At 67.3% G+C, this 26830-nt stretch carries 23 protein-coding genes and 1 tRNA gene; 13 read left to right on the top strand and 11 right to left on the bottom strand.

Annotated elements, in window-relative coordinates:
* The first annotated feature begins 140 nt into the window (after positions 1 to 140).
* Both ACX1D0_RS10955 and ACX1D0_RS10960 read left to right on the top strand, forming a co-directional pair.
* Positions 141 to 563 carry a hypothetical protein gene (locus ACX1D0_RS10955; RefSeq protein WP_459017911.1) on the top strand — a complete coding sequence of 141 codons (423 nt, stop codon included), beginning with the start codon at positions 141 to 143 and terminating at the stop codon, positions 561 to 563.
* A gap of 314 nt (positions 564 to 877) precedes the next feature.
* The gene (locus ACX1D0_RS10960; RefSeq protein WP_459017912.1) at positions 878 to 1105 is read left to right on the top strand and encodes a helix-turn-helix domain-containing protein; all 228 of its coding nucleotides are present in this window, start codon (positions 878 to 880) and stop codon (positions 1103 to 1105) included.
* 383 nt (positions 1106 to 1488) lie between these two features.
* Here the strand turns inward: ACX1D0_RS10960 and ACX1D0_RS10965 are convergent, their stop codons facing one another.
* The 4 genes from ACX1D0_RS10965 to ACX1D0_RS10980 form a co-directional block, all read right to left on the bottom strand.
* A complete protein-coding gene (locus ACX1D0_RS10965; RefSeq protein ID WP_459017913.1) occupies positions 1489 to 3468 on the bottom strand; it encodes a hypothetical protein in 1980 nt (659 codons plus the stop codon).
* 199 nt (positions 3469 to 3667) lie between these two features.
* On the bottom strand, positions 3668 to 4660 hold the full coding sequence (locus tag ACX1D0_RS10970; protein WP_459017914.1) for a hypothetical protein: 993 nt from the start codon (positions 4658 to 4660) through the stop codon (positions 3668 to 3670).
* 318 nt (positions 4661 to 4978) lie between these two features.
* Positions 4979 to 6118, bottom strand: a complete 1140-nt coding sequence (locus tag ACX1D0_RS10975; RefSeq protein ID WP_459017915.1) for a tyrosine-type recombinase/integrase — start codon at positions 6116 to 6118, stop codon at positions 4979 to 4981.
* A 239-nt stretch (positions 6119 to 6357) separates the two neighbouring features.
* Positions 6358 to 6440 (bottom strand) — tRNA-Leu (locus ACX1D0_RS10980).
* A gap of 293 nt (positions 6441 to 6733) precedes the next feature.
* Between ACX1D0_RS10980 and ACX1D0_RS10985 the strand changes: the two genes are divergently transcribed.
* Complete coding sequence (locus ACX1D0_RS10985; protein ID WP_459017916.1) at positions 6734 to 7393, top strand: hypothetical protein; 660 nt, start codon at positions 6734 to 6736, stop codon at positions 7391 to 7393.
* A 12-nt stretch (positions 7394 to 7405) separates the two neighbouring features.
* Positions 7406 to 7858 carry a hypothetical protein gene (locus tag ACX1D0_RS10990; RefSeq protein ID WP_459017917.1) on the top strand — a complete coding sequence of 151 codons (453 nt, stop codon included), beginning with the start codon at positions 7406 to 7408 and terminating at the stop codon, positions 7856 to 7858.
* 53 nt (positions 7859 to 7911) lie between these two features.
* Here ACX1D0_RS10990 and ACX1D0_RS10995 read toward each other — a convergent pair whose 3' ends face one another.
* The gene (locus ACX1D0_RS10995) at positions 7912 to 8847 is read right to left on the bottom strand and encodes an aldo/keto reductase (protein WP_459017918.1); all 936 of its coding nucleotides are present in this window, start codon (positions 8845 to 8847) and stop codon (positions 7912 to 7914) included.
* A gap of 48 nt (positions 8848 to 8895) precedes the next feature.
* The gene (locus ACX1D0_RS11000; RefSeq protein ID WP_459017919.1) at positions 8896 to 9942 is read right to left on the bottom strand and encodes a LacI family DNA-binding transcriptional regulator; all 1047 of its coding nucleotides are present in this window, start codon (positions 9940 to 9942) and stop codon (positions 8896 to 8898) included.
* A 155-nt stretch (positions 9943 to 10097) separates the two neighbouring features.
* On the opposite strand from ACX1D0_RS11000, the gene ACX1D0_RS11005 reads away from it, so the two are divergent.
* From ACX1D0_RS11005 to ACX1D0_RS11025, 5 genes are read left to right on the top strand one after another with little or no spacing between them, the layout of a single operon-like run.
* Positions 10098 to 11405: an extracellular solute-binding protein gene (locus ACX1D0_RS11005; protein ID WP_459017920.1), complete on the top strand. Its 1308-nt coding sequence runs from the start codon at positions 10098 to 10100 to the stop codon at positions 11403 to 11405.
* 3 nt (positions 11406 to 11408) lie between these two features.
* Positions 11409 to 12410 (top strand): carbohydrate ABC transporter permease, encoded by a 1002-nt coding sequence (locus ACX1D0_RS11010; RefSeq protein WP_459017921.1) that lies wholly within the window; start codon positions 11409 to 11411, stop codon positions 12408 to 12410.
* Entirely contained in the window at positions 12407 to 13273 is an 867-nt protein-coding gene (locus ACX1D0_RS11015; protein WP_459017922.1) for a carbohydrate ABC transporter permease, read from the top strand. Before ACX1D0_RS11010 ends, ACX1D0_RS11015 begins: the two co-directional genes overlap by 4 nt.
* A gap of 22 nt (positions 13274 to 13295) precedes the next feature.
* Positions 13296 to 15620 carry a glycoside hydrolase family 3 protein gene (locus ACX1D0_RS11020; protein WP_459017923.1) on the top strand — a complete coding sequence of 775 codons (2325 nt, stop codon included), beginning with the start codon at positions 13296 to 13298 and terminating at the stop codon, positions 15618 to 15620.
* Entirely contained in the window at positions 15617 to 16870 is a 1254-nt protein-coding gene (locus tag ACX1D0_RS11025) for an endo-1,4-beta-xylanase (RefSeq protein WP_459017924.1), read from the top strand. The genes ACX1D0_RS11020 and ACX1D0_RS11025 overlap by 4 nt, the downstream gene beginning before the upstream one ends.
* Here the strand turns inward: ACX1D0_RS11025 and ACX1D0_RS11030 are convergent.
* Complete coding sequence (locus ACX1D0_RS11030) at positions 16836 to 17390, bottom strand: gluconokinase (protein WP_459017925.1); 555 nt, start codon at positions 17388 to 17390, stop codon at positions 16836 to 16838. The genes ACX1D0_RS11025 and ACX1D0_RS11030 overlap by 35 nt on opposite strands.
* 69 nt (positions 17391 to 17459) lie before the next feature.
* Here ACX1D0_RS11030 and ACX1D0_RS11035 point away from each other — a divergent pair, with 69 nt between their 5' ends.
* A complete protein-coding gene (locus tag ACX1D0_RS11035) occupies positions 17460 to 19388 on the top strand; it encodes a glycosyltransferase (protein WP_459017926.1) in 1929 nt (642 codons plus the stop codon).
* Positions 19389 to 19469: 81 nt separating this feature from the next.
* Here ACX1D0_RS11035 and ACX1D0_RS11040 read toward each other — a convergent pair whose 3' ends face one another.
* From ACX1D0_RS11040 to ACX1D0_RS11055, 4 genes are read right to left on the bottom strand one after another with little or no spacing between them, the layout of a single operon-like run.
* Entirely contained in the window at positions 19470 to 20090 is a 621-nt protein-coding gene (locus ACX1D0_RS11040) for a DUF624 domain-containing protein (protein WP_459017927.1), read from the bottom strand.
* The gene (locus ACX1D0_RS11045) at positions 20087 to 20989 is read right to left on the bottom strand and encodes a carbohydrate ABC transporter permease (RefSeq protein WP_459017928.1); all 903 of its coding nucleotides are present in this window, start codon (positions 20987 to 20989) and stop codon (positions 20087 to 20089) included. The genes ACX1D0_RS11040 and ACX1D0_RS11045 overlap by 4 nt, the downstream gene beginning before the upstream one ends.
* Positions 20986 to 21990: a carbohydrate ABC transporter permease gene (locus ACX1D0_RS11050; protein WP_459017929.1), complete on the bottom strand. Its 1005-nt coding sequence runs from the start codon at positions 21988 to 21990 to the stop codon at positions 20986 to 20988. Before ACX1D0_RS11050 ends, ACX1D0_RS11045 begins: the two co-directional genes overlap by 4 nt.
* A gap of 23 nt (positions 21991 to 22013) precedes the next feature.
* Positions 22014 to 23297 carry an ABC transporter substrate-binding protein gene (locus tag ACX1D0_RS11055; RefSeq protein ID WP_459017930.1) on the bottom strand — a complete coding sequence of 428 codons (1284 nt, stop codon included), beginning with the start codon at positions 23295 to 23297 and terminating at the stop codon, positions 22014 to 22016.
* Between the two features lie 336 nt (positions 23298 to 23633).
* Here ACX1D0_RS11055 and ACX1D0_RS11060 point away from each other — a divergent pair, with 336 nt between their 5' ends.
* From ACX1D0_RS11060 to ACX1D0_RS11070, 3 genes are all read left to right on the top strand, one after another.
* The gene (locus ACX1D0_RS11060) at positions 23634 to 24611 is read left to right on the top strand and encodes a serine hydrolase domain-containing protein (protein WP_459017931.1); all 978 of its coding nucleotides are present in this window, start codon (positions 23634 to 23636) and stop codon (positions 24609 to 24611) included.
* A gap of 149 nt (positions 24612 to 24760) precedes the next feature.
* On the top strand, positions 24761 to 25693 hold the full coding sequence (locus ACX1D0_RS11065; RefSeq protein WP_459017932.1) for a TIM barrel protein: 933 nt from the start codon (positions 24761 to 24763) through the stop codon (positions 25691 to 25693).
* Between the two features lie 16 nt (positions 25694 to 25709).
* Complete coding sequence (locus ACX1D0_RS11070) at positions 25710 to 26714, top strand: Gfo/Idh/MocA family protein (RefSeq protein ID WP_459017933.1); 1005 nt, start codon at positions 25710 to 25712, stop codon at positions 26712 to 26714.
* Positions 26715 to 26830: the final 116 nt, after the last annotated feature.

A 26830-nucleotide genomic window follows, 5' to 3' on the forward strand; every position in this document is an offset into this window, starting at 1 on the left:
AAGCATGGATCTCGGCGATCTTGCGGATATCGAGCTTCGCCCTTCTGCGTGTCACGCTAGCACATCTACACCGTTTAGCGGTATAGATTGCTCATCGTGTCTCGTCACTCCTTGCCGCGGACCACTGAAACAATGGGCGCGTGCCTTTCTACTCCGACGCCCCGCTCCCCGTCGAGTTGGACGCGTTGGTCGGCATGGGCATGAACCGCGTCAAGCTCGCGATCGCCGTCGCGCTGGCCGAGCACGGCGGGTGTCTCAGCACCCCGGAGCTCGTGGCCGCGCTAGGCGAGGGGGTTGCGGGCACCACGATCGCGCGCAACCTCAATGAGCTCGAGGACCACGGCTACGTCACCGGAGACGTCCCCCGCGACGACCGTCGCCGCCGGCGCACGCACTGGACGCTCGCCCACGGGAAGCTGCACGCCGACCTGCGCGCGCTCATCCAGGCCACCACACCCACCGCCGACTCCTCGGCCGTGTCGGGTTCACGGGCGGTGGGGGCGCCGCTCCCGGCGACCAACACGAGACCAGTGCGTGCGAGTTGGGTTACGGACGACGCCTGATCCCGGCGCAGACGCCCTAACTCCCGATACACAAGGCGAGACGGGTTCCCGAGGCATGCCGAGGCAACAGGCATCGTTGATGCCCGATCACCGCGCAGGCCGCCCTACAACAAGGCATCCTCACGGTTGTTCTTGGACGTCGGTGCGACTCATCGGCAGCGCAACCCCGCTCCCACAAGGGCTGACTGCTCGGATCTCGCCCAGGAAGTGGCCCTGCAGTCCCAGGGAGACTCACCCGTGGGCTGCGGCCAGGAGTACGTCAAGCTGGTCTTGTGTCCTTGAGGCCCCGCCAGGGCCCAGAAGGGGACAGTGCCATGACCATACGGACCTACGAGTCATTGCCCACGGCCGCTGCCCGCATCGGGGTCAGCGTGAAGACCATCCGCCGCCGGATCGCCGAGGGCGTCCTCCCCGTGTACCGGTGCGGCCGCATCCTCAGGCTGGACCCGGACGACGTCGACGCCATGTTCAGTCGATACCCACAGTGGACCGCATCCGAGTTCAACTCGAAGGGACCCCGCCCGTCCCGACGCGCCTCCTAGCCCCACCCAGCAGGCCCCCTGGATGGGGACCCATGGCGCGCGACAGTCGGAGAGGGCGGCTCGCTTCCTCCCCCTGTCACTCGCCGTCGAGGTGCAGGGTAGGTGGCACCTAGGCCTCTGCCAACGGCAGACCGGAGAATGTGGAGTCGCATGCATTGGATGGGCATCTCGGCTAGTGATGTGGCGGCCACCCCCTTTCGTTGACCCATCAGTGAGGGTGGCTGGGATCCACAGACGTGAGGTTGGCTGGGATCCACAGATCACCGGCGCAGCCCGCCCCACAAACTCGGTTGACGGTATCAAACCTGCACTGCTGCCGCCGTCACTGACCAGCCACTAAACATGAGGGGCGAGACCATACCCGCGAGTTCGCAGGTGAGGCGTCAGGACTTCTTGCCCACCCCAATGCGGGACTTCCACGCTAAGTACTCACGCAGGAGTGCCTCGTATCTCTCGTCGTTGATCCGCATGGTGGCCACTGCCGATTGCAGCCACTCTGCGTCGGGATTCAGTATGTACCAACTTCTGATGGCCCCATTGGCTCCGGGAAACGATGCGCCGACAGCGGCCTGCAATACATTCCGAGAAATCAAGAAAGACACCCAATCATCGTTCCGCATCGCATGGTATCTAAAGGTGACAGGGCCTCGGACCAGCTCGCCCGGTAGTCGGGTCTTGAACGCATACATGAGAACAGACCGAAGGTCGGCTGCAGCGCGCACCAGTTCACCAGGCCACGCTGTGGGACGCTCGTAGGCCCCCGTAACATACCGAGACCATGGAAAGTGCGCGCTGTCCGTGGTTACCAAGAGATCCTCGCGATCAATTGGAACATCGTGGTATCCGCCAGAGACCGAAGCAGCGTTGATAGCGACAACCGCTGCACGCGATGCTCTGACGTAGTGGCTGGCGGCGCCGAACACGAAGCGTTCGCAGGATACTTCGATCGGACCCTCGAATGAGAATGTAGATCCGGCTCCCGCCTCGATGGTGACGCCTGGGAATTCAAGGTGCGCCCGAGCAAGTGAATGCGCGAGCTGGAGGGTCCCGCTACGAGGTAGCTCGAGCTCGACCACGCCTAAGACGGAGTCGTTTTCGCGAAAGAGGAGTTCAACAGAACGACCGCCCAGGTCCGGTAATCGCCCGTGCAGCGAAATGACTCGATGCACGCTCGCATCGCCGATCTCCATTGCCGCGGAATCGCACAAAACGCCCAACACGGAAGAGTCGAGTCGTAAGGGTTGATGGATCGACGAGTCACTGATTGAGAAGATCAACCGAATGAGCAGTGGTGAAGCGCTGAGTACCTGTCGATCGAAGCCGTCGAGGACCGTAAGAAGCGCATCATCTGAACCGAGCGTTGCAGCCCACGCGGCGGTGTAGTCGCGGAAGACCGGACTGGCGAAGCTTTCGAGTGCCAGCGAAGAAGCATTTGTGGATGCATCTCCACGCAGGAATGGATGGATCTCTAACTGCGAGGAAATCAGTGTGCGAACCCGCGCCGCTTGATCGTGGTCTGCATTCGTCGCGATCTCCGGAAACGCAAGATCGAGATCTTCAGAGCATAGGTACTCAAGCTGGTGCGTGGGGTCATAACAGCGTGAGGCGAGAGCGCGGTCAGCCGGCAGAGCGGCTTGCACTATCTTCTCTTGCTCACGCAAGAGGAGCCACATGGGGATCTTGGCCAGAATGCTCCAAGCTTCCCGCCTGTCCTCGTTCGCCCTGAGAGAAGATAGTGCAGCGTACAGGTTCTCTGATTCGCCCATTGCAGAGATGGCGTCCAGCACCGGCGCGTATCCGAGGAACGATCTCCGTTCAAGTTCGTTCTCGCCGAGTGTGGCTCTGATCAAAGCGAGGAACTCGGCCACCAAGTTATCAAATTGATTCCTGTTTATCCCTGGAAACTTCTTCTCGGCAAGCTGACCAATTAACTGTGCCTGCTCATGCTCACTAAAGAGGTTGATTGCGTAAGTGTCACACCGAAGACCAGCGGTCGTCAGAATGTGGACTGCACGCTCAACGGAATCAGGCCGGCCGAGAAGAACGGCTGAGGCCAGAGCCCGATCGGCATCCCCTCGCGACTTGAGTATTTCAGCTAGGTCATTCAACGAAGCTTCGTAGTTCGGGATTGTCGCAGCAACCAATGCTTCATCCAGTCCATCAATCACCAGCGCCGCCTCGCCGCCCGCAATTGCAGATGCGATAGGCCACGCTTCTGCTTGGTATGCTTTGGACAGTCCGCCGCGGTAGTAATTTGCCCCAACCTGAAGGTCCAAACTGAGGTTTACGAGTGCATTGCCCGACATCGCAGCCATGTACTTAGCTAACAGGCTCTTGCCAACGCCCGCGGCTGCTTGGATCAAGACAACATCACATCGATCCACATCGTCCCCGGTAGACAGACGAGTGAACGTCGGTTCAATGAATAGTACATTCGTCGTGGGCACTGGGTTGAGGGGCGCCCAGTTGGCGCTCGGATTCAGAATGCTTCGCGCGAGGTCACCGTGGGGGCGCGGCAGCGCCGCCAGGATGGTCGCGAGAGAGATAATTTGAGCGCACATTCTACTCCACTTTCCCGTGTCGAGAGACGAATGTGGATAGGGCCCAGCCCAGGAACGCTGAGATGACTATCCCTAACGATGCCAAGGCTATTCGCTCGGTCACTGTTCGCAAGGATTCCGGGGACACGACGAAAGGGAGGGCAGTAAGGTAGATTGCCGGAAAGGCTAGGATTAGCGCCATCGTTGTCAGTCGCGCGCTGTGCTCGTCTTGTCGTGCCGCTTCCTGGCGCTCACGTCTCGCGTCCGTGAGGCTGACGCTAACTCCGAGCGCCTGCGTGGCAATTCCGAGCTCGGAGAGCCGGTCGCGAAACATCTCGGCTCCGTCTGCGTCGCCGACGTTTCGGTACTCGTTTGCCGAATCTCGGAGTCGACGCTGCAGTTCACGAACCGCTTTGAATACATCTGCAACGTCGTGCTGCGTGGGGGGTCCATCGAGTGGGGAGTGGTTTTCTGCGAGGGACATCACTTGTTCCCAGGCTGCCTGTATCGCGTCGTCTGCCTCCGCTTCAGCGATCCTTGCCAGTTCAGTTCGGGCGGAGTTGATCACGGTGTCGACCGATGGTGAAGGCGTGCTGATGAGGGGTAGGAAGATGGCGGAGGCAAGGTACCCGGCATCAGCGAGCTGCTCACTGAGGGTCGCTTCGGCGGCCCCCGGATGTGTTGGGGCGATCCAGACGCCCCAGACACGCGCCGCCGAGGTCCCGACTGTGATGCCCAGCGGCACGCTGTCTGGTCGTCTGAGTTCCACTAGCGCCAGGCGCGAAATGCGGGAGGTCGAGTGGTACGAGATGATGTCCACTTCAGGCGCTCGCTCCGACAATCGCCGGGCATGCTCGCCAGCGGCCGCTTCTGCTGCAACCTCCGTGGACACGCCTACGACCAGTATTTGGGACGATTCGCCCCGTCGCTTATGGAGTTTCAGGAGCACTGACCAGTCTTCGATGCGCCGCGGCTGGGCTCCGGCTCCGGCGAGCCACATCATCTCGGTCTGCATCGTACCCGTCATCTTAGTGGCCTGGCCGGTCAGAGGTCGTCGTGCTTCCGACCCGACGACCCTACGACAGCCTAGCCAGATCACTGTCGGGCGTTGGCAGTCCACGGATGTCCGAACCACCATTTCATGTCGCTCTCTCGCCATCGGAATCGCGTGGGCTGGCCGGCCCCGGCACGCGGATCGGCCCACTGTGGCACCTCTCGTCGCCGACCGAATAGAATGACAAGCCGTCTTCTCGACGAGTGCACCCACTGATAGGGCTTGCTGACGCCTCAATAGGCTCGACCTGCTTCGTGGGCGAGCAACTGACTCCTGTGATCACCGACTCGCGCTCTGTCGACCAGTGGCGAACGCAGACATGCGAGCGGCCAGCTGCGCGTCGCGTTCGGCGGCGACGTGCTGGTAGCGCATGGCCATGTTTGGTGTGCTGTGCCCGATGCGTGCCTGGAGCTCCGCCAAGGTGGCTCCCAACTGCGCGGCCAGTGTCGCGCTGGTGTGGCGCAGCCCGTGGACCGTCAAGCCGGGCATGTCGATGGCCGCCTTGCCCTTGTTGTGGGCGACCCGCAGGACGCTGTCGTTTAGCGGGGAGAGTCCGTCCCCGGCCGGGAACAGCAACGCCTCCCGCTCACGCACGGGCTGGCGCGCCGCCCACTCCCGCAAAGCCGGCAGGAGGTGGGGAGGGATTGACACGGACCTGACCCCTGCGTCCGTCTTGGGTGGGCCGATCAGGAGCTGCCCGTTGAGGCGCACGACAGCCTGCCGAACGTGGACCAGGCCGAGATCCAGGTCCAGGTCACGCACGCGGAGCCCCCGCACCTCGCCGGAACGCAGACCGCACCATCCGGCCAGCAACAGCGGAACCCGCCGCGCCTCGGGCACGGCAGCCAGGTAGCGGTTGAGCTGGTCGACCGTGAGCACCTCGATCTCACGCGCGCGTTCCTTCTGCGTGCCCGCCTTCACCCGGCACGGGCTCACCTCCACGAGCCGCTCCTCGACGGCCTCCTTGAAGATCGACTTGAGGAGCCCGTACGCGTTGGCCTGTTGGGTGGGCGTCGTCCGCATCTCGGCGTACCAGGTGGAGATCTCCGCGGCGGTGATCTCGCCCAGAGGCCGCTTTGCGAACGCGGGAAGGATGGTCAGCCTGAGCAGCTTCGCGTACAGCGCCGCCGTGCCGGGTCGAATCCGGCGGCGGGCCACCACGGTGGCGGCGTACTCACCCAGCAGCAGCGGCGCCTCGTGCACCTCCCGGACCTGACGGGCCGGCGGCTCCCACTCGCCGCGACTGATCATCCGTTCCTGGTCGACCAGCCACCCCTCGGCGTCGATCCGAGCGACGAAGGTGATCGGAGCGCTGTGCCGGCTGCCGTCGGGGCCGGTGTAGCGCGCCCGATACCGCCCGCTCGGCAGCTGGCCGACCTCACCGAAGCCCCGCTTGGCCTTGGCCCGTGGTCTACCCATGATGCGCCCCTCCCGTCACGCTCCGTAACGGGCTCAAGGACGGTCGGGTGGACAGTGGGCGGCGCCGACGACGTTCCCCACGCCCCGGATGTCGTGGGGAATACGTGGGGAACCGTGGGGAATACGTGGGGAATGGGAGGCCTCTGAAGGCCATCCGTGTCCATGAGAGTCCACAACTGAGAAGGACCGAAGTCCTTGTCAGAGGGGATTTGATGTAGTCAGGGGACCATACATCGTTGTGCGCGAGAGAGGAGTTGAACCTCCACGTCCCGAAGGACACTGGCACCTGAAGCCAGCGCGTCTGCCATTCCGCCACTCGCGCAGTGGGCCTTACGACCCGACGGCAAAGATTAGCACGCCCGCCACGGTGTTCAGCAAATCGCATGTCGCCCACGTGGACATCGCCCGGGAAGGACCAGACCAGCGGGTCGACGGGCGGGGCCGCCAGTGGTTTCCCATGGACGGTCTGTCATCCGCCAATCACCACTGTCCGACCATGTCTCGCTTCCCGGTGGAATATGACCGACAGAAGCGATCTTTCAGATCCCTGGCCATGGACCCGCCCTGTGTCTAGTGTGGAGAAACCAAGCAAGCTGACACAGGAGGAGGATGACCATGCCTGAATGGCCACTATGGGTGTGGGTGCTCATCGCGCTCGTTGTACTGGCCCTGATCATCGGGATCATCGCTGCAGCGTCGCGGGGCAAGAGGAGCGCCAACATGGAACGTGCAGACCAGCTCCGGGCGCGCGCTCACGAGCAGGATCGGCTCGTCGCCGCCCGTGAGGAACGCGCCGAGGATCTCGCCGCCAAAGCCGAGGCGGTGCGCCACGACGCGATCAGCGAAGGAGAGCGGGCCGAGGTGCTGCGCAGGAAGGCCGAGGAGGCTGAGGAGCGTGCTGCTCTGGCGGCGGAGGAGGCCGAACTGCGCGACGACGAAGCCCGGCACAGCCGCGAGGCCCTGGACCAGGTTGCCCGGGAGCGGGACGAACAGCTACGCAAGGCCGATGAACTCGACCCTCGCGTCCGCAGGTCCCATCGCACCGATGACGCGACCGACCTCGACGCGCAGCCGGACGAGATCCGGCACGGTGACCCCGACGCCGTCGACACCCATGATCCGCGCCTTGACGCGGACCGCGACGAGCTCAACCGGGATCTCGACCCCGATTCTCCTCGCGCCCATGACGACACCGTCGATGACGTTCCTCGCGACGAGCACGGCCGCCGCCTGGATCCATATGGCAACCCCGTCCCCGACGCCGACCATCGATAAAGGACTGACAACATGACCAGCTCGAACGACGATTTCGTCGCAGCGCCGGCCACCGCTTTCCCGGACCCCGAGTCACGGCCGGACGCCGGCGTCAGCGCCGTCGCCCCCGACCCGTATGCACCCGCGGCCGAGTCGCCGGACTCACCCGATTCCCCGGATTCACCAGACTCGCCGTCGAGCCCGCCGAGCCCTTCCGAGGTGGACGCTGTGGCACCCGGTGGCCTCGTCGGCGGAGATATCGAGCACGAGGCCGACGCCGACGGCTTCTGGCGCGACGAGTTCGGCAACCGCGTGGATCACGAGGGTCGACGGGTCGACGAGGACGGCAACCCCGTCAACGCCGCGGGCGAACGGATCGACCCGCTCGGCGCCGCCCAACCGTGGAGCGCGGCAGTGAACGACGACGAGGGAGACCCATCGCCTGGCGGCCCCATCGTGCCCCCCTTCCCGCCGCTGCACCGCTGAAACGCCACGGGGCGCCCGATCTGCTGTCGCAGGTCGGGCGCCCCGTTCACATGTCACGGGACGAGGTACCCCGCCGCGCGATACAGCTCGTACCATTCCGGCCGCGTCAACTGGACGTCCGCGCCGGCCGCCGCCCACGTCACGCGCTCCGGGGTCGTGGTGCCGAGCACCACCTGCATGTTCGCCGGATGCCTGGTGATCCACGCCGTCGCGATGCCCTCGGGCCGCACGTCATACTTCGCCGCCAGACGGTCGATGACGGCGTTGAGCTCGGGGTGGTCCGGGTTGCCCAGGAACACGCCGGTGAAAAACCCGGCCTGGAACGGCGACCACGCCTGGACCGTGATGTCGTTGAGGCGGCAGTAGTCGAGGATGCCCAGGTCGCGGCTGACGGACTGGTCGAGCGCGGCCATGTTCGCCGCGACACCCTGAGCCACGATCGGCGCGTGAGTGATCGACAGCTGCAGCTGGTTGGCGACGAGTGGCTGCGTCACGTAGCGCTTGAGGAGATCGACCTGACCGGGCGTGTGATTGGAGACACCGAAGTGCAGCACCTTGCCCGCGACCGCCAAGTGGTCGAACGCGCGGGCCACCTCCTCCGGCTCCACCAACGCATCCGGGCGGTGCAGGAGCAGGACATCGATGTAGTCGGTGTCCAGCGCCCGAAGCGACCCTTCCACCTGCACGACCAGGTGCTTGTAGGAGAAGTCGAAGTAGGGCCCGTCCTTGACGATGCCCGCCTTCGTCTGGAGCGTGATCTCCTCACGCTCTGCCGGGGTGAGCTGCAGCGCCTCCGCGAAGCGCCGCTCGCAGCCGTGGTAGGGGGCGTCGCCGTAGATGTCGGCGTGATCGAAGAAGTCGATACCCGCGTCGCGCGACGCCCCGTAGAGGGCGCGCACCTCGTCGTCGGTCTTGTCCTGGATCCGCATCACGCCTGTGACCACGGCAGGCACCACCAGATCAGTGCTGCCCAAAGTGAACGTCTTCATCGCCGACTCCTTCTCTCACGGCCCAACTCAACCAGGCCCCCAGCCAGCCTAGCCTTGCGCAACCGGAGCCGTGGAGTGCCGGATCACGAGCCTCGTGGCAAGCCGGACGTGCCCCGGCTCGACGGGACGGCCGGTGGACACGTCGAGGAGCCGCCGCACCGCGGCCGCGCCCATCCCTTGAAGCGGCTGATGCACCGTCGTGAGCCCCGGCACGGCAAGGCCGGCCAGGACCGTGTCGTCGAAGCCGACGACACTGAGCTCTGCGGGCACCTGGATCCCGAGCTGGCGCGCCGCCTCACAGACGCCCATCGCGGCCGGGTCGCACGGCGCGACGATCGCCGTGGGGCGCTCCCCCACGGGCCGCGACAACAGCTCGCGCCCGGCCTTCATCCCCAGCTCGTGGGTATATCCACCCGCGACGACAAGGCTCGAGTCCAGCGTTAGGCCGTTCATGTGGAGGGCCGAGACGTACCCCTGAAGTCGCTCGGTGGCCGGCACCGATTCGGGCGGACCCTGTACGAACCCGATCCGACGATGGCCCAGGCCGACGAGGTGCTGCGCGGCCTCGACGCCGCCGTTCCAGTTCGTCGCCCCGATGCTCATCACGTCGGCAGGGAGCGCGTTGGCCGGGTCGATGGCCACCAGCGGCAGCCCGATCTCGCGCGTCTTTGCGAGCTGGTGATCCGACAATCGGGCCGTCAGGACGATGACACCCAGATATCCCTTGGCCTTGATCAGATCGAGCCAGGCGTCGTCCAGCGGGACCGGCACTCCCGACGGCCTGGCCTCGGGCAGGTAGAAGGTGCCCAGCGCCACGCCCTGCTCCATAGCGGTCGAGATGGCGCCTTTGAGGATCTCCAACGTGTAGGTGGTGGTGAGGTCGTCGGCCACGAGCGCGATCTGTGGGTACGGCATCGACTCGCCGGACACGGGCTGGTAACCCAACTCCTCGACGGCGGCCAGCACCTTGGCCCTCGTCGCCTTCGACACCCCGCCCCGGTCGTTGAGAGCTTTCGACGCCGTCGCGCTGGACACGCCTGCCCTCAGCGCCACGTCCTGCAACCGCACCGCCTTGGGTGCACTCTTCACCGACACGGCAGCAGCATAGCGAAAAGTTTCACATCGAACCTAACGAAGCGGTAACCAATGTTTCGTAGCACTTGCAGACTAAATACATGTGCGCTTAGAATCGGTGACGTTAGCCAAGCTTTCGTGAAATTTTTCGCGACGCAACTACCGGAGGATCAATGATGACCCACAAGCTCCCCAAGATCGCGGCACTCGTCGCGAGCGCGGCGCTGGCCCTGTCCGCCTGCGGCGGCACCACCAACGAGCCCACCACAGGGGCCTCGTCCGCCGCCGCCGGCGGCGATGTGGCGCTCACCTGGTGGCACAACTCCAACACGGGTGCCGGCAAGGACTACTACGACAAGGTGGCCGCAGACTTCGAGGCGGCCAATCCTGGCGTCACCATCACCGTCGAGGCCATGCAGCACGAGGACATGGGCACCAAGATCGAGGCCGCCTGGCAGAGCGGCGACATGCCTGACATCTACATGGAGCGCGGCGGCGGCGAGCTGGCCGACAAGGTGGAGGCCGGGCTGGTCAAGGACCTGTCGGAGTCGGCCGCCGACACCATCGACAAGCTCGGCGGCGCCGTCAACGGCTGGCAGGTGGACGGCAAGACCTACGCGCTGCCCTTCTCGCTCGGCGTGGTGGGCTTCTGGTACAACACGGAACTGTTCGAGCAGGCCGGCATCACCGAGGCCCCCACCACCATGGACGATCTCTACGACGCGATCGACAAGCTCAAGGCCGCCGGCATCGACCCGATCTCCGTGGGCGCCGGCGACAAGTGGCCCGCCGCGCACTACTGGTACTACACCGCGCTGCGGGAGTGCTCGCAGGACGTTCTGTCCGGCGCCGTGACGAGCCTCGACTTCTCCGACGAGTGCTTCGTGCGCGCCGGCGAGGACCTGGCCGACCTGGTGGCCAAGGAGCCGTTCAACCCCGGCTTCCTCACCACACCCGCACAGTCCGGCCCGACCAGCGCCTCCGGCCTCCTCGCCACGCGCAAGGTCGCCATGGAGCTGGCGGGCCACTGGGAGCCCGGCGTCATGCAGGGCCTGACCGAGGACGAGCAGGGCCTCGGCGACGCCACCGGCTGGTTCGCCTTCCCTGAGGTCGACGGCGGCGAGGGCGACCAGAGCGCCGCGCTCGGCGGCGGCGACGCCTGGGGCGTCCCGGCCGACGCGCCCGACGAGGCCGTCGAATTCGTCGAGTACCTCCTCTCCGACGAGGTCCAGAAGGGCTTCGCCGAGCTCGACATGGGGCTGCCCACCAACCCCACGGCCTCCGAGTTCGTCGCTGATCCCGCGCTGGCCAAGCTCCTCGAGGTCCGCGACGCGGCAGGCTACGTCCAGCTCTACTTCGACACGGCCTTCGGCACCTCCATCGGCGGCGCCATGAACGACGAGATCGCCCTGGCCTTCGCCGGCCAGGCGACTCCGCAGGAGATCGTCGACGCCACCCAGGCCGCTGCGGACGCGGAGAAGTAATCCATGACCAACGCCACCTCTGAGCAGGCGGCGGCGGTCCGGGTCACCACCGACGAGAGCGGGCGCGACCGGCGCCCGCTCTCCCCCGGTCGGAAGCGGCCCGTCAACTGGAAGATGGGCCTCGAGATCGCCGTCTTCGTGTTGCCCGCCCTCACGCTGTTCTTCATGTTCGTCGTCTGGCCGATGCTGCGCGCCGTCCAGTTCTCCGTCTACCGCTGGAAGGGCTTCGGGCCCCTCGCCGACTTCGTCGGACTCCGCAACTACGCCTCCGTCCTGAGCAACGACGTGTTCCTCGGGGCGCTCGGGCACAACCTCTTCATCGTCGTGGCGTCCATCGCCATCCAGCTGCCGCTCGGCATCGCCGTCGCGCTGCTCCTCAACCGAAAGATGAGGTTCCAGGGGCTGCTGCGCACCATCGTCTTCGTCCCCTACATCCTCGCCGAGGTCATCGCGAGCGTGGTGTGGTTCCAGCTCCTGCAGCCCCGCTACGGCGTCATCGACTCCATCCTCGCCGCCGTCGGCATCCAGGGCCCCGCGCAGGGGTTCCTCGGCACGCCGGACCTGGCCCTGTGGACGGTGATGATCGTGCTCACCTGGAAGTACCTCGGGTTCGCGATCATCCTGTTCCTCGCCGGCCTGCAGGGCGTCCCGCAGGAACTCGACGAGGCGGCCCAGATCGACGGCGCCTCGTGGTGGCAGACCCAGCGCCACATCACCATCCCGCTGCTCGGCCCGACGCTGCGCACCTGGGCCTTCCTGTCCATGGTGGGCTCGCTGCAACTGTTCGACATGGTGTGGATCCTCACCGGAGGTGGGCCCGCCAACTCCACCACCACGATGGCCACCTTCCTCATCACCGAGGGCACCCGCAGGAGCAACTACGGCATCGCCGGTGCCGCGTCCGTGGTGCTGTTCGTGGTGGCGCTCACCATGGCGCTGTTGTACCAGCGCTTCATCCTCAGCCGCGACACCGCCGACAACGACAAGCGAAAGGTTCGCCGATGACCGCCACCGCAGCCGCCCCGGCCGCCGAGACAGCGCCGCGCCGCCCCCGGGTGAGCGCCAACCCGCTCGTCTACCTCGTGGCCCTCATCGTGGCCGGCTTCTCCATCGGTCCGGTTCTGTACTCGGTCCTCGGCGGCTTCCGCAGCAACGCGCAGCTCGCGGAGAGCCCGGCGGGCTTCCCGGACCCGTGGGTCTGGGGCAACTACCTCGGCGTGCTGAGCAACTCGAGCTTCTGGCGCTACGGCCTCAACTCGCTGGTCATCGCGTTGCTCACCACAGCGATCGTGGTGGTCTTCGGCCTGATGGCCGCCTACCCGCTCTCGCGCTACCGCTTCCCCGGCCGCGAGAAGGTCTACATGATCTTCGTCCTGGGCCTGCTGTTCCCCGCGACCGTGGCCGTGATCCCGCTGTTCATCATCATCAGCAAGGACCTCGGCATGAGCAACACGTGGTGGGGCGTCGCGCTCCCCCAGGCCGCGTTCGCGCTGCCCATGACCATCGTCATCCTGCGCCCCTTCCTGCAGGCCATCCCGGCCGAGCTCGAGGAGGCCGCGATGATCGACGGCGCCAGCCGGGTCAGCATCTTCACGCGCATCATGGTGCCGCTGTCCGGGGCCGGCCTCGTCACCGTCGGCGTGCTGGCCTTCGTCGGCTCCTGGAACGCCTACCTGCTGCCCCTGCTGCTCCTCCAAGGTGACATGCGCACGCTGCCGCTGGGTGTGGCCGACTTCTCCACCGAGCACTCCTCCGACACCGCCGGGGTGTTCGCCTTCACCACCCTGTCCATGATCCCCGCCATGGTCTTCTTCCTCACCATGCAGCGCCGCATCGTCGGTGGCCTCCAAGGCGCGGTCAAGGGCTGATCCAACAGAAATGACTTCCTCCATGACCTGGACCGACCCCAGCCTCCCCCTCGACTCCCGTCTCGACGCGCTCCTGGCCGACATGTCGCTGGCGGACCTCGCCCATCAGCTCGGCTCCTACTGGCTCCCCGGCCAGACCGAGGCGCCGGCTCCGGACCCGGACCACCACGACCCCGCCTCCCACGACGTGGCCCCCATGGAGAGTGAGTTCACGCAGGAACTGCCTCCGTGGGAGACGGCCGTCGACGGCGGCCTCGGGCACCTCACCCGCGTCTACGGCACCGACCCGGTGAGCGTGGCCGACGGCGCCACCAAACTTCGCCGGATGCAGGCCGACGTCGTGGCCGCCAACGCGTTCGGCATCCCCGCCGTCGCGCACGAGGAGTGCCTCACCGGCTTCACCGCCCTCGGCGCCACCGTCTATCCGGCCTCCATCGCCTGGGGAGCAACGTGGCGACCCGAGCTGATCGAGGAGATGGCCGCGGCCATCGGCTCGGACCTTGCCTCCGTCGGCGTGCAGCAGGGGCTCTCCCCGCTGCTCGACGTGGTTCGCGACTACCGCTGGGGCCGCGTCGAGGAGACCTGCGGCGAGGACCCCTACCTGGTGGGGTCCCTGGGCACCGCTTACGTGAGGGGCCTGCAGTCCGCAGGCGTCGTCGCCACGCCGAAGCACTTCGTCGGGTACTCGGCCGGGCGCGCCGGGCGCAACCACGCGCCGGTGTCGATGGGCCGCCGCGAGCTCGAGGACGTCATGCTGCCGCCGTTCGAGATGGCGGTGCGGCTCGGTGGCGCGCGCTCGATCATGAACTCCTACTGCGACGTCGACGGCCAGCCGGCCGCGGCGTCGGCCGAGCTCCTCACCGGGGTGCTGCGCGACCGCTGGGGCTTCGAGGGCACCGTCGTCTCGGACTACTGGAGCATCGCGTTCCTCACCCGGATGCACCGGATCGCGCCCGACGACGCCACCGCCGCCGCGCTCGCGCTGCGGGCCGGGCTGGACATCGAGTTGCCCTCGACCGGGGCGTACTGGGCCATCGAGGAGGCTATCTCGCGGGGGATGCTCAGCGAGGACGATGTGCGCCGCTCGGCGCGGCGCGTACTGCGCCAGAAGCTGGAGCTCGGGCTGCTCGACGAGGGCTGGGAGCCCGCCGTCGATCCCTCCGTGGACCTGGACTCGCCCCGTAACCGCGACCTCGCCCGACGGGTGGCCGAGGAGTCGATCGTGCTCCTCTCGAACGACGGGGTGCTTCCGCTGGACACCGGCCGCCGCGTGGCCGTGATCGGCCCCACCTGGGCGGATGTGCGCAGCTTCATGGGGTGCTACTCCTTCCCCAACCACGTGCTGGCCAAGACCGGGACTGAGACCGGGATCCCCATCCGGGGGCTCGACGACGCCCTCACGGCCGCGCTGGGTGAGGCCGTCACCTTCACACGGGGCACGGGCTTCATGCACGGCACCGACGAGGAGCTCGCGGACGCCGTCGAGGCGGCGGCGGCCGCGGACGTGGCCGTGTTGACGGTGGGCGACATCGCCGGCATGTTCGGCGACGGCACCTCCGGCGAGGGTTGCGACGCGGTGGACCTGCGCCTGCCCGGCAGGCAGGGCGAGCTGGTGGAGGCCGTCCTGGCCACCGGCACCCCGACTGTGCTGGTGCTGGTCACCGGCCGCCCGTATGCCATCGGTGAGTACGCCGACCGTTGCGCGGCCGTCCTCCAGGCGTTCATGCCGGGCGTCGAGGGCGCCGACGCGCTGGCGGGCGTGCTCACCGGCGCGGTCAACCCGTCGGGACGGCTCCCCATCGGGCTCCCCGCGCACCACGGCGGCCAGCCCGGTACCTACCTCGCCGCACCTCTGGCATGGTTCTCCAACGGCATCTCCAACCTGGACCCCATCCCGCGGTTCCCGTTCGGGTACGGGATCGGGTACACGAGCTTCGAGTACACGGACGCGGAGGTGTCGTCGGCGACGATGAGGGCCGAGGGGTCCGTCGAGGTGTCCGTCACGGTCACCAACACCGGGGATCGCGACGGCGCCGAGGTGGTGCAGCTCTACCTCAGCGACCCGTGGGCCGAGGTCGTGCGCCCGCTGAAGCAACTGATCGGCTTCCGCAAGGTGCAGCTGGCGGCGAGCACGTCCGCCCGGGTGACGTTCGCGGTGCACGCGGACCGGCTGTCGTTCACGGGCGTCGACATGTCTCGGATCGTCGAGCCCGGCGAGGTGCAGCTGTCCGTCGGCTGGTCTTCGGAGGATCGCCTGCCCGCCCTGAGCGTCGAGGTGACGGGCCAACGTCGCGTCGTGGGTGAGGGGCGCGTGCTGGACACGCCTGTTCGCGTGGTCCTGTCGTGACCGTGGTCGCCGCGGCAGCCGACAGGACGGTCTACGGCCACCGCATGGGAAGAGCCCGGCCGGCCCTCGGTGCCGGCGCCGCCGGGAGGCGGGTGACCGTGCGACAGACGCGGCACGCGTTCGGGTTCGGCAACATCGGGTTCGACTTCATCGGTCTCGCCAACGGCGAGGACCGGGCCCCGTCCACCGGGTTCGGCCAGGCGCCGACGGCGATGGCCGAGGCGCTGGCCGGTCAGTGGCTGGAGCTGTTCAACACGGTGACGCTCCCCTTCTACTGGCGCACGTTCGAACCGTCGGAGGGTGCGCCCGACACCCGTCGGCTCCAGACGACGGCGCGCTGGTTCCAGGAGCGCGGGGCGACCGTCAAGGGGCACCCCCTCGTCTGGCACACCCTGGCCCCCGAGTGGCTGCTGGGGCGGCCGAACGAGGAGGTGCGCCGGCGCATCGAGGAGCGGGTGACCCGCGAGGTGACCGACTTCGCCGATCTGGTGGACCAGTGGGACGCCATCAACGAGGTGGTGATCCTTCCTGAGTTCACCGCCGAGGAGAACGCCGTCACGGCGCTGGCTCGCGAGGTCGGCCGGCTGGAGATGGTGCGGCTGGCGTTCGACACGGCCCGCCGGGCCGACCCGTCGGTGCGGCTGGTGCTCAACGACTTCAACATGTCGGCCCGCTACGAGGCGCTGATCGAGGAGTGCCTGGCCGCGGGCATCAGGATCGACGCGATCGGGCTGCAGAGCCACATGCACCAGGGCTACTGGGGCGAGGATCGGACGCTGGAGGTGCTGAGCCGGTTCGGCCGGTTCGGGCTTCCGCTGCAGATGACCGAGACCAGCCTTGTCTCTGGCGACATCATGCCGGCGGACATCGTCGACCTCAACGACTACCAGGTCCCGTCCTGGCCGTCGACGGAGGAGGGTGAGGCTCGACAGGCTGACGAGGTGTCGCGGCACTACCGCACCCTCGTCGCGCATCCGGCAGTGGAGTCCATCACGTACTGGGGCATCACCGACGCGGGCGCCTGGCTCGGCGCGCCCATCGGGCTGGTGCGCGCCGACGGGTCACCCAAGCCGTCGTTCGAGGCGCTGCGTGCGCTCATCAGGGACGAGTGGTGGGTGGCCGAGACGACGGTGGAGGCCGACGATCGCGGCGAGGTCGCCGTCGAGGGCTTCGCGGGCGACTACGAGGCCGAGGTGGACGGGCGGGTGACGGCGTTCACTGTCGCGGCGGGGAATCACCCAGCCGGCTGAGGCGCGCGCCGAAGCGGTCCACGACGACGTCGGCGATGTCCGCGACCACCTGACCCGGGTCGCCGACATTGACCACCTCGACGCCGTCCTCGCCCTCCTGGAACACCTCCAGCGTGGCGCGCTGCGAATCGAGCATCACGGGCTTCATGAAGTGCCCCTGCCGCGACGCCAGCCGCTCGAGGTTCTCCTCCTCCGGCAACACCAGGTGAACGAAGAAGACGTCGCCGTCCGCCCCGCGGAGGACGTCGCGGTAGGCCTCGCGTAGGGCAGAGCACGCCACCACCGACGAACGGCCCGCGGCCGCCTGCTCGGACATCCAGTCGCGCAGCGACGCCAGCCAGGGCCAGCGGTCCTCGTCCGTGAGCGCTTGTCCGGCCGCCATCGTGTCGCGGTTGGCCTGGCTGTGGAAGTCGTCGCCCTCGGCGAACGGCAGCCCGAAGTGCTCGGCCAGGGCCACGCCGATGGTCGTCTTGCCGGTCCCGGCCACGCCGACCACGACGAGATGCACAGGCTGAGTCATGCGCCCAATCCTGCCAGCCGGGGCCGGTCCTGGAACACCGCGTGCGGCGTCTCGTGTACCGTCCCGTCCATGCGCGTCGCCTTCATTTCGCTCCACACGTCACCCGCGGAGCGGGCCGGGACCGCCGACGCGGGAGGCATGAACGTCTTGATCCGGGCGCTGGCCACGGCGCTGCAGCAGGCCGGTGCACACGTGGAGTTCTTCACCCGGCGCTCGTCCGCCAACCAGCCCGACACCGACATCCTCGATGCCGGCCTCACCGTGCACCACATCACCGCCGGCCCGGCCAGGCCGCTGCCCAAGAGCGAGATCGATCAGTACATCGACGAGTTCCGCGGGAATCTGGGTTCGCTGGACCGGTTCGACCTGGTGCACAGCCACCACTGGATGTCGGGTGTCGCGGCGATCCCGCTGGCCCGCGAGGCCGGCATCCCGCACCTGATGACCTTCCACTCGGTGGCGGCCCACCCCAACTCCTCGCTCCGCGACGGCGAGCCGCCGGAGTCCCCGGCACGGATCGACGGCGAGGTGTACTGCGCCACGCAGTCCGACCTCATCCTGGCGGTGTCGCGGCACGAGGCGGCCGTCGTGATCGGCCGCTGCCAGGCGGATCCCGAGCAGGTGATGATCGTGCGGCCCGGCGTCGACATCGAGCTGTTCCACCCGGCCGAGCCTGGTGAGGGATGGACACCCGCGCCGGGCGTGGCGCCCGGGTATCTCCTGTTCGCCGCGCGCCTGCAGCCGCTCAAGGGGCCGGACATCGCGATCCGGACTCTGGCTCTCCTGCCGGAGGACGAGCGCCCCGACCTGGTGATCGTGGGTCAGGTGTCTGCGGACTTCGCGGCCTACGAGGCGGAACTGCACGGGCTCGTCGACGAGCTCGGCGTGCGTGATTGGGTGACGTTCCTGCCCGGGCAGGGCCGCGAGTCGTTCGCGCAGATGGTTCGCCACGCTTCAGTCATGCTGGTCCCCTCACACTCCGAGACGTTCGGGCTGGTGGCGCTCGAGGCATCGGCCTCCGGCATTCCGACGCTCGCCGCGGCGGCGGGTGGGCTCACCGAGGCGATCTGCAACGGCCACACCGGGGACCTGGTCCCCACGCATGACCCCGAGGACTGGGCCGCCGCACTCCTCCGCCTCCTCCGCGACCCCGAGCGCCGCGCCCGCATGGGTGCCACCGCCCGCGAGCGCGCCGAATCGATGACGTGGGCTCACGTCGCGGACCGGACGCTGCAGGCCTACCGTCGCGCCATCGCCAACGGCGCAGTCAAACACGTCACCTTCATCCACGCCCACCCCGACGACGAGACGCTCGCCTCCGGCGCCCTCATCGCGCATCTGGTCGACGAGGGGCTGAAGGTCTCGGTCCTCACGTGCACCCGCGGCGAAATGGGCGCAGTGGTGCCGGGTCCGCTGTCTCATCTGGCCGGCACCCCGGCGTTGGAGCAGCGGCGAGAGGCCGAATTGGCAGGCGCGCTCGACTCGCTTGGGGTCCACGCCCACGCCTACCTCGGCATGCCGCCGGCCCGCGCCTCGGACGAGCCGCGGCGCTACCTCGACTCAGGCATGCAATGGATCTCGGAAGGCGTCGCGGGTCCTGGCGACGAGGCCGACGAGCGGTCCCTGACCTCGGCCGACGAGTCGGAGGCGACGGCCGACATCGCGGCGTTCCTGCGCAAGATGGGAACGGACCTCGTCGTCAGCTACGACGACGACGGCGGGTACGGCCACCCGGACCACGTGCGGACGCACCACCTGAGCCGAGCCGCGGCCGAGTCGGTGGGGATCCCGTTCGCCGCGCTGACCACGGACCGGGAGGTCGCGGCGAGGTGGTTCGATCTCGAGGGCTACCGCCCGCGGGTCGCCAAGGCGCTGCGGCACCACCGCACCCAGCTGACGGTCCACGGCGACGACCGGTCGATCACCCACAGCGGCGGCCAGCCGGACATGATCGTCACCTCGACGGGCCTGCGGGGAGACGTCCCCCACCTCCCATAGCCCCCGCCCCGGAGGCCAAGTGTCAGACCTAGGGTCGAACTCGACTCCGAGCGTGACGATGGGGCGCACGTCGAACCCGGATTAGGTGGCGAGGTGCCGCTCGTGGATCGCCACGACGGCGAACGCCAGCATGCCCAACGCCGGCACGATCAGCAGCAGGTACTGCCAGACGATGACTGCGGCGAGCCCCAGTGCGACAACGGTCATGAGCGCGGTGATCGGGTGCCTCACCAGGCGACGGGAAGCATCCGCCAGCAATACCCGCCAGCGGCTGCCGGCCGCCCAGGACACCGTAGCCGTGAGCACGAGGACGACGGCAACAATAGCCAGGGCACTCACGACGACGGCGATCGGGATCGCACCGGGCAGACCCCCTCCCGCCGCGATCCCGAGGTCGAGCGCCACCAGGGCGCCTGCCACCAGCGAGGCAAACCCGACGACGACCCCGCCTGGTATCGCGCGGCGCACGTCGTCGACGAACTCCGCCACCGTCGAGGACTCACCGCGCAGAAACCGACGCAGGTGCGAGGTGCCCGCTGCGAAGGCCGCTGGCCAGGTGACCACCGGCAGGCACGCCACCGCCATCAGGATGCCCACCCACAGCACCTCGCCGAGCAGCGCGAACTTGGCCGTGGCACCCGGCCACCGGAGCACGCTGCCGTCGGCAGGCTCCTGTACCGCGAACCGCGACCGTCGCCTCATCCCTTCAGCCCCTGCGTCGAGACGCCCTCCACGAGGAACCGCTGGAAGATGATGAAGAACAGCAGGATGGGCAGCAACGCCAGGACCGACACCGCGACCGTCGCGCCGTAGTCCGACGTCGACGTCTGGTCGTTGAACACCCGCAGAGCCAGCGGCAGCGGGTAGTTCTCCGGCGAGTTCAGGTAGAGCAGCGGCCCGAGGAAGTCGTTCCAGCTCCAGATGAACGCGAAGATCGACGCCGACACCAGGGCCGGCTTGATCAGCGGAAGGATGATCAGCCAGAAGATCCGCCAGTGGCCGCAGCCGTCGATGCGCGCCGCCTCATCCATGTCGCGGGGAAGCGCCCTGATGAACTGGACGATGAGGAAGACGAAGAACGCCTCCACGGCCAGGAACTTGCCAAGCAGCAGCGGAACGAAGGTGTCGATCAGGTCGAGCCGCCGAAACAGCATGTACTGCGGGATGATCAGCACGTGGAACGGCAGCAGCAGGGTGCCGATCATGATGGCGAACCAGACGCCGCTTCCCCGGAACCTGACGCGCGCGAACGCGTAGGCCGCCAGCGACGCGGAGATCACGATGCCCACCACCGAGAATGTGGCCAGGATGAACGAGTTGGCGAAGAACCGCCACAGCGGCACCCCGCCGATGCCTTCAAGGACCTTGAAGTAGTTCTGAATGGTGGCATTCTCCGGCAGGAACGACTGGTTGGCGCCGAACTCGGCCGTGGGCTTGAACGAGGCCGAGAACATCCAGGCAAGCGGGTACAGGACCACTGCGGTGAGGAGCACCATGGCCGCTACCCATCCGACGGTGGCCCATGTGCGCCTGCTGCGCATGCCGCGGGGCCGCGGCCCCACGAGGGCGCCCCGCTGAGGGGCGGAGGTGGAGGCGGTCATCGCTTGTCTCCCGAGTAGTGCACCCACTGGTTGGAGGTGCGGAACATGACGAAGGCGATCACACCGACGGCGGCCAGCAGCACCCAGGCCATCGCCGAGGCGTAACCCATCTGGCTGTTGGTGAAGGCCCGCGTATAGAGGTAGACGGTGTAGAAGTTGGTGGCTCCCGCAGGCCCGCCGGTGCCCGAGCCGATGATGTAGGCCGAGGCAAAGATCTGGAAGGCGTGGATCATTTCGAGGAGCAGGTTGAAGAAGATGACCGGCGAGAGCATCGGCAGCGTCACGCTGACGAACTTGCGGAACGGTCCCGCGCCGTCGACGGAGGCCGCCTCGTACAGTTCGGCGGGCACCTGCTTGAGCCCGGCCAGGAAGATGACCATCGGCGCCCCGAACTGCCACACGGCCAGCAGGATCATCATGGGCAGGATCAGCGCCGGGACACCCACCCAACCGCCGATGTTGATGCCGAAGATGCTGAGCGAGCTGTCCACCGGCCCGCCCGTCGAGAACATGGCACGCCAGACGATGGCGATGCTGACGGATGCCCCGATGAGCGACGGCGCGTAGAACGCCGAGCGGAAGAAGCCGGTGCCGCGGCTGCGGTAGTTGAGCAGCATGGCCACGCCAAGGGCTGCAGCGAGTTTGATCGGGGTTCCCACGAGCACGTAGATCAGCGTGATGCGCACCGACCCCCACCACACCTCGTCGTTGAGCATGCGCTCGAAGTTGCCCAGGCCGATGAACTCCGTGGTGCCGAAGATGCTGTAGTTCGTGAACGCGAGGTACAACGAGTAGATCATGGGGCCGGCCGTCAACAGGAAGAAGCCCACCAGCCACGGGGTGAGGAAGAGATAGCCGGCCGCGTCCTCGCGGCGCTGCAGGGCCCTCCTGCGGCGGGGCGCGGACGCCGCGTGCTCTCCTGCGGTGACGGGCCCCCCACCGCGGGCCCGGCGAACCGGGCCCGCGGTGATCGTGGCCGCACTCTTGGGTGCGATGGTCATGGTGTCAGGTCCGTTTCCGCGGCTCAGCCGAGGATGACATCGGTCTCGGCGAAGAACTGGTCAACAGCCTCGTCGACGGTCACGGCACCGAGCCCGAGCGCCTTGCCCAGATCCCAGAACTTCTGCTCCAGGGCGCCGTAGCCGACAACTGGCACCGGCGGGGCGTCGCCGACGCGGTCCTCAACGGAGGCGAGGAAATCAGCCACCTGCTTATCGGGTCCCTCCAGCACGGCGCCTTCGAGCTTGCTGCTGGAGGCAGGGAAGCCCAGGGTGGTGCCGAAGATCTCGCCGGCTTCGGCGCTGTTGACAACGAAGTCCAGGAAGAGCGCGGCGGCCTCCGGGTGCTCGGTGTTCTCCGAGATGGCCATCTGCAGGCCTGCCTGGCGGTAGAGGTCCTTCGACCCCTCCACTGCGGTGGGAGGCGCGATCATCGAGATCGATTCGGCGCCCGAATCAGCCAGGTAGCCGCCCAGGAAGTTGCTCCAACTGGTCTCACTGACGGTGAGGTTGGCGCCGAAGCCGGACTTGGGCGCGATCTCTTCCAGCTTGTTCTGGGGGACGCCGATGCCGTCGCGGACGGCCTGACCGGACTCCCAGAAGGCCTTCAGCTCCTCCTTGGTGAACCCAAGCTCGCCGTCCTCGGTGTAGAGGTTCTTGCCCTCGGCGCGCAGAGACAACTCGAAGGTCTGGATCCGCTGCGTGACGTCGGTGCCGCCGTACACGGTTCCGCCCGTCTTCTCGGTGACGCCGGCCATCCAGTCGGTGAACTCGGCAAAGGTGGTGCCGCCCTCGGGCATCTCCAGCCCGTGCTCGGCGATCAGTCCGTCGTTGACGAAATTCGCCCACGTGCTGTAGCCGGTGGGGAGCGAGTACTGGACGCCCTCAAGCTGACCGGTGCCCTTGAGCCCATCGTCGAAGGTGCCCATGTCGATGTACTCGGACACGGTGCCGAGGTCCAGCAGATAGCCCGGCTCGGCATACTGACGGAGGTAGCTGTCGGAGAACTGCCACACGTCCGGCAGTCCCCCGCCTGCAGCCTCGGTCTGCTTCTTCTCCCAGTAGGAGGGGAAGTCCGTGAACGTGCCGTTGATCTCGATGTTGGGGTACTCCTCGTTGAACGCTGCGATCAACTTCTCGTACCGGGCTGCCCGGTCGTCGTTGCCCCACCACGTGAACGTGAGCGACACCGCCTCGTTGGGATCGAAGGAGGCGGTGACCTCAGGGGCGGTCTCGCCGCCACCACAGGCCGTCAGGGCTAGGGCCGCGCTGGCGATCAGCGCCACGAGTGTGTGCTTCTTGGGGAACATCGGTTGTGTCCTCTCGGGTTCGGAACGTCGTCGTTCTTGGCTGCGCATGACCGGCAACTGGACGCCAATCACGCCTGGAAAGCGCCTTCCCACAAGCTAACACCCTTTGAAACGTTTCGCAATAGCCGAGACGTAACGAAATGGACACAGGTCCGCGAGCTTGAGAGGACAAACATCCTAGTCGGACGCCTATAGTCCCGTGGCGAGCGTGGAATCGTTTCCAAGAGACGGCCCCGCGTGACGTGACGTGCGGCCACTCCGCCCTGAGTGCGGATCGCGCCGCTACGATGCCAGGAGGGCAAGCGCTGTCCCTTCACACCCCGACGAGGCGAACCAATGACGACCACCTCCCACTCCCCCGGCCTCGACGCGGCCTTCGAGTACGTCTCGGCCCTCGTCCGCGAGGGGGGCCTCCCGACCGCCGTGCTGGGGGTCGCCACGCGTGAGGGCGTCGTGGCCCTGCAGTCGTTCGGGCGCACCGGAAACCGCGAGGCCCGAATCGACGACCACTACCGACTGTTCTCCATCACCAAGCCCCTCGTCGGCCTCATCGCCGCCCGCGAACTCGAGCGCGGCACGCTGACGCTCGACACTCCCCTGACCGATGCCCTCCCCGGGTTCGGCGCGGGCCGCGACGACGTCGTCGCCCTCCGCCACCTCGCCTCGCACACCTCCGGCATCACCGAGCCGGAGCTGGACGACCCGCGGCCCCTGCGTGAGTCCCTCGTCGCCGCCGGCCGCGACACTCCCGTCGGCACCCTGCGCCGCTACTCGTCGCTGGCGTTCGAGGGCATCGCGGCACTGATCGAGCACGCCGGCGGCTCGACGTGGGAGGCCGGGCTCGCCGCCCTCAACGAAAACCTCGGGACCAGTTTCACCCTGGACGAGGCCTCGGATCCCCCGCCCGTCCTCGGGCTCGGAACCTTCGACATGGCCACGTTCGCGGCCCAGCACCACCCCGGCGCCGGCGTCATCGCGCGGGCGGAGGACCTGCTCACGGTGGCGATCTCCCTCCTGCGGGGAGACGGCGCCGTCGTGCGCCCAGAGACGCTGGACCTGATGCGTGCGCCGCTCACCGTCGGCGTCCCGGTGCACGAGCCACTCCCCCAGGACGACGGCGACGAGTACGGCTTCACCTTCAAGCTCCCCGGCTGGGGGGCCGCCGACGGCGTCTTCGGGCATGCAGGATGGTCCGGCACCGAGTTCTGGATCAACCCCACCGTCGGAGTCGCGTGGACCTTGATGACCAACCGCCCCGAGCGGCCCGGCTTCGACGTCGCGACCATGGACAGCCTGGTGGCGCGAGGGCGTTGACCATGCCGTCCCGCTTGTCCGGACAAGTGGCATCGTCAGACCGCTAGTCGCGACACAGAATTCCCTACACCGACCCCCATTGACAGTACAAAGCAGCCATGCTTAGACTGAGCACAAGCTCAAGGATGAGCAACCCCGAAAGGATGACGATGGCTGTCGACAAGAGCCGTAACACTGATCCCCGCTACTCCAAGTTGACCGTCGGTGTCTGCCCCGACCAGTGGGGAGTCTGGTTCCCCGAGCACCCGGACCAGATCCCGTGGGAGAAGGCGCTCGACGAGATGGCAGAGGCCGGCTTCTCCGTCATGGAGACCGGGCCGTTCGGCTACTTCCCCACCGACCCCAAGCGCCTCATGGAGGAGATGGGCAAGCGCGGCTTCCGCGTCGTCGCCGGCACCGCGTGGGGGATCCTGCACAAGGAGGAGGCCTGGGCCGAGACCGAGAAGACCTTCCGTGCCGTGGGCGAGACCCACGCCGCCGTCGGCGCCGAGTACGTGGTGCACCTGCCCCCCATGTTCCGCGACGAGATCACCGGTGACTTCACCGACGACCGCCACCTCGACGGCGCCGCCTGGGACCTCTACATCAACAACGCGAATCGCCTCGGCCGCATGATGAAGGAGGACTACGGCCTCAAGATGGTGCTGCACCCCCACGGCGACTCGCACATCGAGACCCGCGAGGACATCGACCGCATCTTCCAGGCCACGGATCCCGAGTACGTCGGCTTCTGCCTGGACACCGGCCACATCGTCTACGGCATGGCAGACAACATCGCGCTCATCAAGGACTACCCGGAGCGCATCAGCTACGTGCACATCAAGGCCATGGACCCCAAGCTGGTCAAGCAGGCCCACGACGAGGACTGGCCGTTCGTCAAGGCCGTCAAGGCCGGCTGCTCCGTCGCACCGCCGGAGGGCGAGCCCGACATGCCGACCCTTGTCGAGGCCCTCGCGGACCTCAACAAGGAGCTCTACGTCATCACCGAGCAGGACATGTTCGGCTGCGACCCCGGCTACCCGCTCCCCAACGCCATCAAGACCCGCGAGTTCCTGGCCTCCTGCGGCCTCGGCCTCCTCTGATCCCCAAGGACAACACATGACCCTTCGTATTGGAATGATCGGCCCCGGCGGCATGGGCAAGGCCCACATCGAGCGGATCCACACCGTCATCTCCGGCGGCCGCGTGGTGGCCGTCAGCGACGTCAACCCGGACAATGCGGCCGCGGTGGCCGAGCAGATCGGCGGCACGGCCTTCGCCACCAGCGCCGAGCTGATCGCCTCGCCCGACGTGGACGCCATCATGATCGCCAGCTACGGCCCGGCCCACAAGCCCGACGTCATCGCGGCCATCGAAGCCGGCAAGTACGTGTTCTGCGAGAAGCCCCTGGCCCCCACCGCGGCCGAGTGCGTCGAGATCATGGAGGCTGAGCAGAAGGCCGGCAAGAAGCTGGTCACCGTCGGCTTCATGCGCCGCTTCGACGCCTCGTACCGCGAGATGAAGAAGATCCTCGACGACGGCGAGGTGGGCGAGGCCCTCATGGTGCACAACGCCCACCGCAACCCCACCGTGCCCGAGATGTACACGTGGGACATGGCCATCAACGACACCGCCATCCACGAGATCGACACCATGCGGTGGCTGCTGGGCGAGGAGTTCGTCTCCGCGCGAGTCGACAAGCCGAAGAAGACCTCCCTGCGCTTCGAGCACCTGCAGGATCCGCTGGTTCTCATCCTCACCACCGAGTCCGGTGTCCGCGTCGACGACGAGGTGTTCGTCAACTGCCAGTACGGCTACGACATCCAGTGCGAGCTGGTGGCGGAGCAGGGCGTCGTCCGGCTGGGCGACCAGGAACTGGTGCACCGCGCCGACAAGCTCGGTCGCCACAACCGGCTCACGATGGACCACAACCAGCGCTTCGGCCAGGCTTTCGTCACCGAAGTCCAGGAGTGGATCTCCGCGGTGTCGCAGGACCAGCACACCGGCTCCTCGTCGTGGGACGGCTACGCCGCCGCCGCCGTGTGCGACGCCGGCGTCAAGGCCCTGACGGAGGACGGCGAGGTGCCGATCTCCATGATCGAGCGTCCCGCCCTCTACGCCTGACATACCTGAAGCACTTTCCCGGGTCTGATCCGGTGACCGGTCGGCATGATCGAGCACGACGACGAGCCCGGGAAAGTGCTACCTCCCCCAGCCCACCCTCCGCCCAGAACGCCAAG

The sequence above is a fragment of the Tessaracoccus pujii genome (genome assembly GCF_054483895.1).

What these genes read in the sequence shown, in the direction of transcription:
- ACX1D0_RS10960 (WP_459017912.1), top strand. Translation starts at nt 878, where the DNA reads ATGACCATACGGACCTACGAGTCATTGCCCACGGCCGCTGCCCGCATC.
- ACX1D0_RS10970 (WP_459017914.1), bottom strand. Translation starts at nt 4,660, where the DNA reads ATGCAGACCGAGATGATGTGGCTCGCCGGAGCCGGAGCCCAGCCGCGG.
- ACX1D0_RS10975 (WP_459017915.1), bottom strand. Translation starts at nt 6,118, where the DNA reads ATGGGTAGACCACGGGCCAAGGCCAAGCGGGGCTTCGGTGAGGTCGGC.
- ACX1D0_RS10985 (WP_459017916.1), top strand. Translation starts at nt 6,734, where the DNA reads ATGCCTGAATGGCCACTATGGGTGTGGGTGCTCATCGCGCTCGTTGTA.
- ACX1D0_RS10990 (WP_459017917.1), top strand. Translation starts at nt 7,406, where the DNA reads ATGACCAGCTCGAACGACGATTTCGTCGCAGCGCCGGCCACCGCTTTC.
- ACX1D0_RS10995 (WP_459017918.1), bottom strand. Translation starts at nt 8,847, where the DNA reads ATGAAGACGTTCACTTTGGGCAGCACTGATCTGGTGGTGCCTGCCGTG.
- ACX1D0_RS11005 (WP_459017920.1), top strand. Translation starts at nt 10,098, where the DNA reads ATGACCCACAAGCTCCCCAAGATCGCGGCACTCGTCGCGAGCGCGGCG.
- ACX1D0_RS11010 (WP_459017921.1), top strand. Translation starts at nt 11,409, where the DNA reads ATGACCAACGCCACCTCTGAGCAGGCGGCGGCGGTCCGGGTCACCACC.
- ACX1D0_RS11015 (WP_459017922.1), top strand. Translation starts at nt 12,407, where the DNA reads ATGACCGCCACCGCAGCCGCCCCGGCCGCCGAGACAGCGCCGCGCCGC.
- ACX1D0_RS11020 (WP_459017923.1), top strand. Translation starts at nt 13,296, where the DNA reads ATGACCTGGACCGACCCCAGCCTCCCCCTCGACTCCCGTCTCGACGCG.
- ACX1D0_RS11030 (WP_459017925.1), bottom strand. Translation starts at nt 17,390, where the DNA reads ATGACTCAGCCTGTGCATCTCGTCGTGGTCGGCGTGGCCGGGACCGGC.
- ACX1D0_RS11035 (WP_459017926.1), top strand. Translation starts at nt 17,460, where the DNA reads ATGCGCGTCGCCTTCATTTCGCTCCACACGTCACCCGCGGAGCGGGCC.
- ACX1D0_RS11040 (WP_459017927.1), bottom strand. Translation starts at nt 20,090, where the DNA reads ATGAGGCGACGGTCGCGGTTCGCGGTACAGGAGCCTGCCGACGGCAGC.
- ACX1D0_RS11045 (WP_459017928.1), bottom strand. Translation starts at nt 20,989, where the DNA reads ATGACCGCCTCCACCTCCGCCCCTCAGCGGGGCGCCCTCGTGGGGCCG.
- ACX1D0_RS11050 (WP_459017929.1), bottom strand. Translation starts at nt 21,990, where the DNA reads ATGACCATCGCACCCAAGAGTGCGGCCACGATCACCGCGGGCCCGGTT.
- ACX1D0_RS11055 (WP_459017930.1), bottom strand. Translation starts at nt 23,297, where the DNA reads ATGTTCCCCAAGAAGCACACACTCGTGGCGCTGATCGCCAGCGCGGCC.
- ACX1D0_RS11060 (WP_459017931.1), top strand. Translation starts at nt 23,634, where the DNA reads ATGACGACCACCTCCCACTCCCCCGGCCTCGACGCGGCCTTCGAGTAC.
- ACX1D0_RS11065 (WP_459017932.1), top strand. Translation starts at nt 24,761, where the DNA reads ATGGCTGTCGACAAGAGCCGTAACACTGATCCCCGCTACTCCAAGTTG.
- ACX1D0_RS11070 (WP_459017933.1), top strand. Translation starts at nt 25,710, where the DNA reads ATGACCCTTCGTATTGGAATGATCGGCCCCGGCGGCATGGGCAAGGCC.